A 2,257-nucleotide genomic window follows, 5' to 3' on the forward strand; every position below is an offset into this window, starting at 1 on the left:
TCCCTCAACGCACGCAACGGCCGCCTACAGAGGATCTGATAGCCCGGCTAAACCAGCTCGCTTCAAGACCGCCCTTTAGTTTTACCCAAAAGGTTAAGAAAAATTATCCGCTTTAAATGAGGCTATAAAGTGAGCCGCTACAGTGACATTCTCCACCATAACATTTCATTTTTTTGGCTCCCAGAGTCCAGAACCATGCCGTTTGCTCTCCATCCAGTCAAGTTTTACAACCCCCGGCAGTTTGTCCAGCATCGTTGCCGTACGTCCGATCCGGTCTCTTTCGATCTGGCAATGTATCATCAGACTCCCCTGATTCATCTTCGTCTTATGAAAATGAAATTCATCCAAGTCTATGTTACGCTCCATCAATAGGGCAAATATGGACGCCAGGGTGCAGGTATTGGTCTCCAGTTGGAAAACCAATACAAAATCTTTTTTTGAAAAATCACGGATGATGTACTGTAAGTTCATATTGATTGGATTTAAAGTAAAAAACAATTCTGCCTGTAAAGACTCAAAGAATTATTTATTGTCAGTAGAGATTTCCTGAATTCCAGTATGAATCTCAGGTATAGAGAAGGACCAGTAGTATCCTAAAGATAATCTTTTTTGAGGCGGCGAAATGGAATTAAAGGAATTTAACACACTCTTTCCCGTGAGGAAGAAAAACCTATTCCTGGAGGCTGGTGTTAATTTAGGTAGTATCCCAATACAATCAGCCTGGTAGCAATTGCGAATTCAGGATTTAGCAGCAGTTTAATAGAAAAACCATTTTTCAAAAACGATCAATCCAGCCGTTAAAATACATAGCAGCAATATTTTAAAAGTACCTAATGGATTATAATCCTTATTCTTTTGTAAGGGGACATGATTGATTGGAATTGATAATTTGGACAAGTCATCCACCAGGGTTTTGTATTTGCCAAAAAGTATTTTGATCAGCATATGCATGATTAAAAGGTCAACTAAAACAAATACTACTGTTTTTAAACCCATTTATTTTCGCTTTCGTTTTAAATCTATGACTTTTTATTTTTGCGAACGATGCCGTCTGGTTTTGTAGCACAGACTTAGGGAGCGGAAAAAAACCCGTGGCAAGACATTTGCATGCAATAGGTTTTCAGATACAGCCCTGGCATATCTTATATTGTCAGGGCAAAGTTTTAAAGTTTGCCCTTCATATTTATGAAGGGCTTTTATTTTGTTATACAACTAACCAGTTAATTGCATATGAAATTCCTATTGGCTTAAGAATACTGTCTTTTACAAAATCGGTGTGTGACTGCCTGCTGATTTTTTCGATAAATCCTCCTAATACAAAGTATCCAAAATTTGAAAAGCTATAGCTTGTTCCCGGTCTTGTCGCCTATAGAAATCTACAGCATTTTTTTAATTGTGGAATAATTTTCATGTTTAATTTATTTTAGGTATTGTTAGTAATAATTTATTTAATTGGAACATGTTTTGATTATTATATTGTGGTTACATAGTTCTCAGATATTGGATATTGGATCAAACGGGTTGGATTTCTATCCGACCCTTCTTTGCAATTTCCACCTCATGATCTTTGGGTTGCATGCCAGATAAAATCAGAGTTACATAGCATTTATCCAAGACAGAAGAATGGGATTAAATCGTGACTATTTTTCTACATATCCACCACATTTGTTTTTATCTGGTTTGATCGGAAGCAGCATGGATTTTGCTATTAAGAATTAATATATCCTCAAATAATGCCCGGCTTTAACAACTTCGACCTATCGGAACTATACGATCTTCTCACCGTGTATACAAAAATTTATACAAGAATGTTATCATTGAATATACCTCCTTCGAAACAGTTTTTATATACTAAAGGAATTGTAGATGAACTTCAGGCAGAGATTCAATCACGAGTAAAGAACATAGTAACTGAATCGGAAGGCTTTACCGACGGTTTGATTCCGGCAATTGCCTAAACTCCTTATTTAGTGAAAAAAGTTGCGGTGAAGATTCTAAAAGTTTCCCGGCCCTCCATTCATGGAGGGCTTTTTTGATGACTTGAGCTTCCCGCAGCGGTTTTTATTGAATATATATAATTATTAGTAAATTCAATGCTGCAACGATTGCAACTTAACACAAATAACAAATACATGAAAACCATTAAAATTGCCTATTGGATATTTACCATTTTACTCGTTGTACTCATGCTCTTCTCTGCCGTCGCCAGTTTAAGACAAAATCCTGATGGTGTTGCGATGATGAAACACATAGAATA

3 protein-coding genes are annotated in these 2,257 nt (G+C 36.6%); 1 reads left to right on the forward strand and 2 read right to left on the reverse strand.

Annotated elements, in window-relative coordinates; all coding sequences use genetic code 11:
* Positions 1 to 165 precede the first annotated feature (165 nt).
* Both VNZ46_RS27095 and VNZ46_RS27100 read right to left on the reverse strand, forming a co-directional pair.
* Positions 166 to 471 (reverse strand): hypothetical protein, encoded by a 306-nt coding sequence (locus tag VNZ46_RS27095; protein WP_325564437.1) that lies wholly within the window; start codon positions 469 to 471, stop codon positions 166 to 168.
* A gap of 285 nt (positions 472 to 756) precedes the next feature.
* On the reverse strand, positions 757 to 996 hold the full coding sequence (locus VNZ46_RS27100) for a hypothetical protein (RefSeq protein ID WP_325564439.1): 240 nt from the start codon (positions 994 to 996) through the stop codon (positions 757 to 759).
* Between the two features lie 812 nt (positions 997 to 1,808).
* Here VNZ46_RS27100 and VNZ46_RS27105 point away from each other — a divergent pair.
* Complete coding sequence (locus VNZ46_RS27105; RefSeq protein WP_325564441.1) at positions 1,809 to 1,958, forward strand: hypothetical protein; 150 nt, start codon at positions 1,809 to 1,811, stop codon at positions 1,956 to 1,958.
* Positions 1,959 to 2,257: the final 299 nt, after the last annotated feature.

The sequence above is a fragment of the Pedobacter sp. genome, from assembly GCF_035566355.1.
Taxonomy (GTDB): domain Bacteria; phylum Bacteroidota; class Bacteroidia; order Sphingobacteriales; family Sphingobacteriaceae; genus Pedobacter.